Source organism: Sulfitobacter sp. L-8 (assembly GCF_056859255.1).
In genome coordinates this window covers 145,016-152,957 of the sequence record NZ_JBSXOD010000051.1, presented here as the reverse complement: position 1 = coordinate 152,957, position 7,942 = coordinate 145,016, and the positions used below count along the sequence as shown (strand labels likewise).

The following is a 7,942-nucleotide window of genomic DNA, read 5'->3' as shown; positions in this document are numbered from 1 at the left end:
ACAGCGAGACATGCATATAGCCTACCTTCCGTGCAGGAAGCAGGCGTCATGTCTCTGGTTAGTGTACTTGACTTGGACAACACGTCTCTTTCAGTCGCGATACGTTCAAAAGACCGAGGAAACAGTCCGTTAAACGCCGGCTCCAAAAGGAGCAGCAACCGAGATCATCACCTAACGCGGTGCGATCGGATCGTGTTGTTTGTTACTTCAAGATTACTCTCAAAGTAACTGTATCTCTCTTTACGATGTCAATCAGGTGCATTCCAAAGGAATGTCACCCATGCGCTCTCGCGCCGTCCGATTGGACGATTAAGAACTGCAAACAGTGCTTAATGGTCAAATCGTCTTCTTGCCCAACACGTGCTTTGCTGCGCAAAACCCTCTTGGGGCGACGATCTTTCCTGCGAAAAGATCTTGGTGGAGCCTAGGAGGATCGAACTCCTGACCTCCTGAATGCAAATCAGGCGCTCTCCCAGCTGAGCTAAGGCCCCATCAAACCCTTGCGGGATACTGGTGGGTCGAGGAGGACTTGAACCTCCGACCTCACGCTTATCAGGCGTGCGCTCTAACCACCTGAGCTACCGACCCAGTTGATTTTGCAAAGCAAAATCGACGTCGCGCAAACAGCGTATTGCGAAGCAATGCGCGAGTTGCGCCAGTGGGTCAAAACCATTGCAACCCCTCTCGGGACATCGCTGCACGATGCCCTGTCGGGGCGACGCGCATCTGCGTGGCAGATACGCTTGCTGAAGAGATATGAGGACGGCTCGGTCCGAAAGGTCATCTTGCGATGCCTTGAATATGGTCAGTTTTGTTTACTGACCTGCTAAGTGATCCACGAACCTCCATGCGCTACCGCTGCGCTACTTGAGCGCGTTGGTACCTCATGCTGGCTGCCAGGAACATCCTTAGAAAGGAGGTGATCCAGCCGCAGGTTCCCCTACGGCTACCTTGTTACGACTTCACCCCAGTCGCTGATCCTACCGTGGCCGCCTGCCCCCCGAAGGTTAGCGCAGCGTCGTCGGGTAGAACCAACTCCCATGGTGTGACGGGCGGTGTGTACAAGGCCCGGGAACGTATTCACCGCGTCATGCTGTTACGCGATTACTAGCGATTCCGACTTCATGGGGTCGAGTTGCAGACCCCAATCCGAACTGAGACAGCTTTTTGGGATTAACCCATTGTCACTGCCATTGTAGCACGTGTGTAGCCCAACCCGTAAGGGCCATGAGGACTTGACGTCATCCACACCTTCCTCCCGCTTATCACGGGCAGTTTCCTTAGAGTGCCCAGCCGAACTGCTGGCAACTAAGGATGTGGGTTGCGCTCGTTGCCGGACTTAACCGAACATCTCACGACACGAGCTGACGACAGCCATGCAGCACCTGTCACTGCGTCACCGAAGTGAACGCCCGATCTCTCGGGTTAGCACAGGATGTCAAGGGTTGGTAAGGTTCTGCGCGTTGCTTCGAATTAAACCACATGCTCCACCGCTTGTGCGGGCCCCCGTCAATTCCTTTGAGTTTTAATCTTGCGACCGTACTCCCCAGGCGGAATGCTTAATCCGTTAGGTGTGTCACCGAACAGTATACTGCCCGACGACTGGCATTCATCGTTTACGGTGTGGACTACCAGGGTATCTAATCCTGTTTGCTCCCCACACTTTCGTACCTCAGCGTCAGTATCGAGCCAGTGAGCCGCCTTCGCCACTGGTGTTCCTCCAAATATCTACGAATTTCACCTCTACACTTGGAATTCCACTCACCTCTCTCGAACTCTAGACTGATAGTTTTGGAGGCAGTTCCAGGGTTGAGCCCTGGGATTTCACCCCCAACTTTCCAATCCGCCTACGTACGCTTTACGCCCAGTAATTCCGAACAACGCTAACCCCCTCCGTATTACCGCGGCTGCTGGCACGGAGTTAGCCGGGGTTTCTTTACCAGGTACTGTCATTATCATCCCTGGCGAAAGTGCTTTACGATCCTAAGACCTTCATCACACACGCGGCATGGCTAGATCAGGCTTGCGCCCATTGTCTAAGATTCCCCACTGCTGCCTCCCGTAGGAGTCTGGGCCGTGTCTCAGTCCCAGTGTTGCTGATCATCCTCTAAAACCAGCTATAGATCGTAGACTTGGTAGGCCATTACCCCACCAACTATCTAATCTAACGCGGGCCAATCCTTTCCCGATAAATCTTTCCCCCGAAGGGCTTATACGGTATTACTCTCAGTTTCCCGAGGCTATTCCGTAGAAAAGGGTATGTTCCCACGCGTTACTAACCCGTCCGCCGCTCACCCGAAGGTGCGCTCGACTTGCATGTGTTAGGCCTGCCGCCAGCGTTCGTTCTGAGCCAGGATCAAACTCTCAAGTTGAAAAGCTATTACTAACTTATCCTTGACGTCGAACCTCTGCACATCAAACCTGCATCACTTACTGAATGATACAGGCGTTTTCTCCGTTTGAAGTGCTTAAAGTTACCAAAGTAACGACAAGCCGTCCAAACAGTGAAGCTGACACCGAATAATCGCTAAACACCTAAGTGCTTCGCTATCGGCGCGATATACAGACGCTGATCCATCGAATGAACCAAACCGCCCACATATCTCTTCAGATATCTATCAATTTCAAAGAGCGTAGAGACAAAAGAAACCAAGTAGCGCCCTAACTTTCGGCGCGCCCCGCCTCAATTACCTCAGAATTTTCCCGCTACGTAAACAACATCAGCTTAACCGCATCGTCCGTCCCGTCTAGCGCCCCATCACCGCATCGCTGCGCCTCCGGTGAGGGGCGTTCTACGGTTTGTTACATATACCCGCAACCCCTTTTTTCAGATTAAAGAAATTTTGCACATAAAACTGGGTAACGATTTGATATTAATATATATTATACTTACATCCAGGCTGCGCGAACGGTGTCGCACAGATCAAGTTACGTCCGATGGTTGTATAAAACGAGTCGGAACCGTCAAAACTGATTCATTCTGAAACCGTGGGCGGCAGTATGGTGGGCTTTCGACTCGCACGGGCCTTCCCCCACCGCTTTTATCCCGTGACCTGGACATGGCTTGTTCAAGGGGCAACAGGCTATGATCTGCGAGCACTACAAGTTAAGACGCTTTTGCCCGCCTATCCGAAAGGGATCGTGATGATATCTGCGCCTGCCCCCCTTACTCGTGATCTCGTGTTGATTGGCGGGGGTCATGCGCATGCATTGGTATTGCGAAAGTGGGGCATGTCCCCCCTGCCCGGTGCAAGGTTAACAGTTATAAATCCCGGTCCGACCGCGCCGTACACCGGTATGCTGCCGGGTCATGTGGCTGGGCACTATGACCGCGAGACACTTGAGATTGATCTCGTGCGCCTTTGCCACTTTGCTGGTGCCAGGCTCATACTTTCCCAAGCGACAAGTATAGACAGAGATGACCGTATGATAACGGTCCAAGGGCGGAATCCGGTTGCATATGATATAGCCTCCATCGACATTGGTATCACCGCACAGATGGATGTACCGGGATTTGCAGAACACGCGGTCGGTGCCAAGCCTCTTGATATATATGCCAGTCGTTGGCGTGACTTTGTGGCTGCGGTGAAATCCGGGGCCGCCACACCGCAGGTTGCGGTTATCGGGGCCGGCGTTGCGGGCTGCGAGCTGTCGATGGCGATGGCTCATTCGTTGAGGCAAGCAGGCGTAACCCCCTCGGTTACTGTGATTGAGGCAAGCGACCGCATTTCAGGTCTGGGCGACCAAGCCCGCAAGCAAATCCTGACCCGCATGCGCGCCGCAGGGGTTGCAGTGTTTTTCAACGCTCGAATCCAATGCGTCACCGCCAGCCATGTGATCCTTGAAAACCGGAAAACCATTGCTGCATCATTCACTGTAGGTGCTGCGGGCGCTTTCCCACATAAGTGGCTTCATAAAACCGATTTGCCGCTGATCGACGGTTTTGTCGAGACCACACCCGATCTAAGAGTTAAGGGAGATCCAAATCTTTTTGCGGTGGGTGATTGTGCCGCGATGCCCTTCGCGCCCCGTCCGAAAGCCGGCGTATTCGCCGTACGGGCGGCAGAGGTGCTGCACCACAATTTACGGGCCACACTGACCGGAAAGCCTCTTCGCGATTTCAAACCACAAAGGAACTATCTCAAGCTGATATCATTGGGGGGAAAATCCGCACTGGCTGAAAAGTTCGGCTTTGCATTTTCTGGCCCGTTATTATGGCGCTGGAAGGACCATATCGACCGCAAGTTCATGGAAAAGTTAAACACGCTTCCATCCATGCCCGCGGTAACGATACCTGATGAAATCGCATTGGGCGCGCGCGAGATCATGGAGGACAAACCTTTGTGTGGCGGGTGCGGTGCCAAGGTCGGCGGGCCGGTCCTGTCTACTGTCCTGCCCATGACCCGTTCAACGTCAGGGCCCGATGTCATACAAGGAGCGGGCGACGATGCAGCAATCCTGCGCCAGCCTGGCGGCGGATTTCAGGTGCTTAGCACCGACCACTTGCGCGCCATTGTGCAAGACCCGTTCGAGATGACACGCATAGCGGCCGTACACGCCCTTGGCGATGTATGGGCAATGGGCGCCGAACCTCAGTCAGCGCTTTCGAGCATAATTTTACCGCGAATGTCCCCTGCCCTTCAACGACGCACTTTGCGCGAAATCACCGATGCCGCGCAGGAAATCTTTGCAGGCTCGGGGACCGCGTTGATCGGCGGTCACACGACAATGGGTTCCGAATTAACGATCGGCTTTACGGTCACCGGTACCCGATCGTCCATGCCGATAACTGTCGCCGGTGCTAAGCCGGGGGATGTCTTGCTTTTGACGCGGCCGATTGGATCAGGGGTTCTGATGGCTGCATCTATGATGGGACTGGCCCAGGGCCGCGATGTCGCAAAGGCTCTGGCGGTCATGCAGCTGCCCCAAGCAAGACAATCCGCAATCTTGCAAAATGCCCATGCTATGACCGACGTTACCGGATTTGGATTGGCGGGGCACATACAAGCCATGTGTACCGCGTCAAGGTTGCGTGCCGAAATCCGGGCCGGGGAGGTTCCATTTTTTCCGGGTGCGCGAAACCTGTCTGACGCCGGCATCCGTTCGTCATTATTGCAATCCAATATTGAATATGCCCCATCGACAGGCATTTTTGATCCGCTGCTGTATGACCCCCAAACCGCCGGAGGTCTATTGGCCGCCCTACCCCCAAGTGCAGCGAAAGACGCGATTGAGGCCCTTGAAAAAGAAGGTCTAAGAGGCTGGGTCATTGGCGCACTTCGCGAAGGTACGGGACCGATACAGATTATTTGAACTCTCGCGACAGCTCCTGTGCAACTACGGCCAGCTTCTCATCATCCAGGTCGTCAAGAACGAGTTGTTTGACCGGTAGTTCTGACCGTGCCGCTGATTTTGCATATCGGGGATCATAATGTGTGGAAACCAACGCCGCGGCGAGACCTTCCCAGTCGCTGTTCTTTGCCATGTCATGCCATAGTGCGAGGGTGGCCGCAGAATGAAACGCGCGTAATTGGTCAATCTGATGGTGCAGACGATCTACATTAACCGTCAGATCCCTATAAGCTTGGGCCAAAAACCGAGCGCGCGCGGACAATGTCGACTTGATCTCGATCCGTTCGGCGCGGCACATGGCATGCCACAAGGTACCGGGAATGATCCTTGCCCCTACCTTACTGCTTTCTGCCTCGATCCAGACCAAACGAGCGGGGTCCATCCCGGCCAGTTCCTCAGCCAGCCGCGTTTCAAACATTTTCTGCGACGGTTGCCCACCGGTCTGCTTGCCGAATAATGAACCCCGGTGATTGGCTAAACCTTCAAGGTCCAGGATCTGTTCACCGGCTTCGGCCAAATGATGCAACAGGCGGGTTTTTCCTGTTCCCGTCCCACCTTCGATCAATATGATGCGATGGTGCAAAGGTTGGTGGTACAAGGTGTCTACGACCAGGCGCCGATAGCTCCGGTACCCTCCCTCCAACAGCTGCACCCGCCAACCTACCTGATCGAGGATGGAAGCGAACGATCCTGATCTTTGTCCACCGCGCCAGCAATATACCAACGGTTGCCATTCGCCGGTTTTATCAGCAAGCGCGTTTTTGAGATGAAAGGCGGCATTTTGCGCAACGAGCGCGGCACCTACCTTGCGGGCTGTAAAGCTGCTTACCTGTTTGTAAATTGTCCCGACCTGGGCACGTTCAACGTCTGAAAGCACTGGCAAGTTTATTGCTCCGGGAATGTGGTCTTCGGCGTATTCAGCCGGCGACCGCACATCGATGATGGTGTCTGCGCCACACGCGCCGATGTCAGATGTATCGCGGATAAACAGAGATTTCATCGCGGGCTTTCGATCCGGGAGCAACAGCGTTTTATGTATCAGCTGGCTGACGCTATTACCATGGCAGCTATTGCCGAGTGATCTCTGCTTCAGCCCCGTGAATATGCGCTCGATAAAGAAATACGCTACAGGTCATATGGCGAGCCGTGGAGGACTCGAACCCCCGACCTGAGAATTAGAAGTTCCCTGCTCTAATCCAGCTGAGCTAACGGCCCGCATATGCGACACCTATTCTTACAGAGCGCTGCGGGAGTCAACGGCGCATAGGTCATTTTCGACATCGTCGCATCGTTTCTATCAATCGGTATGACCACTGACATTTGTACATGATGTTAAATGTCATCGAAGGAGCCTGGTTGAAGCTCCTCCCAAAAATCCTTGATCGCAGCCGTATTGAGGGCGGACATCCATCCGTGTCGCTCAAAGTCATCGCGAGCGTCTTGTGATCCAATCATCGACATGAATAGCCGTCGGTCGGCATCGCGCTGCGTCGGTGTTCTGGCGGCGGTAAGATCGCGTATGCGCGCAAGCAGTTTAGCCCGCGGGCTGGAAGGTTGGACAGAAGGTGATTCAGTGTTGAAATCGTCCCGCAACGCGGCGGTCAAATATCCGACAGGATTCTGGACGCTGCTGCGCCCTGCCACATAACTTATTTTCTCACCGACGTGATCTTCGCCATGTTCCGCTATCCATTGTCGGGCAAGCCGGTCGTTGACCCCGAGCGCCTGCAATTGGCCATAGACATTCGACTTGCGGGCCCCTGCCCCATCATCCAGATCCAGAATTGCCAACTGCGGATTTTCCGTAATCTTGAAACGAATATCTGTTACCGCCCTGCCCCGTTTTCTGATTTCGGGGACAATTACGATATTCGAAGTCTTGTTCACCTCTGCAACAGCAGGCTTGATGATCTTCGCATTCAGCTGCTTGTAAATCGCATAATATGCGCTGTCCTCGACCCCCATCAGGCGGCGGAACAGGTCGAGTGACCACCAGCCCGTGCTTCCTGTCCGCACGAACCGATAACAGTTTTCATACAGCGCCAACGCATGCCCGGATGTAAAGCGACGCTGAATGTTCAGGTTGATCAGGGCAAATACCTTGGGATCGTTAAGCTTGCTCGCCAGTGCCGGTGAATATGCGTATTCGCACACTCCCCCCTTTAGCCGCGCGTAGCTCAACAGGCTGGACACCCCCCATTCCTGTTGTCCCTTCTCATCCAGCATATCCCACTCGGCAACAGTCTCTGCCAGCCCGCGTAGAGACTGTTTGAGTGTCTCCATGTCGTTGGAGTTATACCCAATCATCAGGCACAGAGTCCGTGCGTCGATCATATAGACCTGCTGACTGGTCAGCGTGTCATAGGCGTTCAGCAACAATACATTGGAAAGCTTGCGTTGCAACAGCGTGAGTTTTCCCGAAACATGGATCGCAGCAACATGCTTTTTCACGGATTCCCTGCGTAGGGCTCCCGTTAACTTTTCTTTGGGAATGTCCGTTTCGTGGCGTTTCATTTCACGATCCCCTGCACACCCATCATTCAGCGTTCGATATGCTTTGTACAGATAAAAGGAACCTATAGGCAAGGCC

3 protein-coding genes, 3 tRNA genes and 1 rRNA gene are annotated in these 7,942 nt (G+C 53.9%); 1 reads left to right on the top strand and 6 read right to left on the bottom strand.

Annotated features, from left to right (window positions below; all coding sequences use genetic code 11):
* Positions 1-415: 415 nt before the first annotated feature.
* From AC13DE_RS11770 to AC13DE_RS11760, 3 genes are all read right to left on the bottom strand, one after another.
* Positions 416-491 (bottom strand) — tRNA-Ala (locus AC13DE_RS11770).
* A 20-nt stretch (positions 492-511) separates the two neighbouring features.
* Positions 512-588: transfer RNA gene (locus AC13DE_RS11765), tRNA-Ile, on the bottom strand.
* 324 nt (positions 589-912) lie between these two features.
* A 16S ribosomal RNA gene (locus tag AC13DE_RS11760) occupies positions 913-2,372 on the bottom strand.
* Positions 2,373-3,144: 772 nt separating this feature from the next.
* Between AC13DE_RS11760 and selD the strand changes: the two genes are divergently transcribed.
* A complete protein-coding gene (gene selD, locus AC13DE_RS11755; protein ID WP_483047942.1) occupies positions 3,145-5,313 on the top strand; it encodes a selenide, water dikinase SelD in 2,169 nt (722 codons plus the stop codon).
* On the opposite strand, the gene mnmH is transcribed toward selD, so the two are convergent.
* The 3 genes from mnmH to AC13DE_RS11740 all read right to left on the bottom strand — a co-directional run bounded on the left by mnmH (position 5,306) and on the right by AC13DE_RS11740 (position 7,866).
* Positions 5,306-6,352, bottom strand: a complete 1,047-nt coding sequence (gene mnmH, locus AC13DE_RS11750) for a tRNA 2-selenouridine(34) synthase MnmH (RefSeq protein WP_483047941.1) — start codon at positions 6,350-6,352, stop codon at positions 5,306-5,308. The two genes, selD and mnmH, sit on opposite strands and share 8 nt — an antisense overlap.
* A gap of 137 nt (positions 6,353-6,489) precedes the next feature.
* Positions 6,490-6,567 (bottom strand) — tRNA-Arg (locus tag AC13DE_RS11745).
* Positions 6,568-6,684: 117 nt separating this feature from the next.
* The gene (locus AC13DE_RS11740; protein WP_483047940.1) at positions 6,685-7,866 is read right to left on the bottom strand and encodes a replication initiation protein; all 1,182 of its coding nucleotides are present in this window, start codon (positions 7,864-7,866) and stop codon (positions 6,685-6,687) included.
* Between the last annotated feature and the right edge of the window lie 76 nt (positions 7,867-7,942).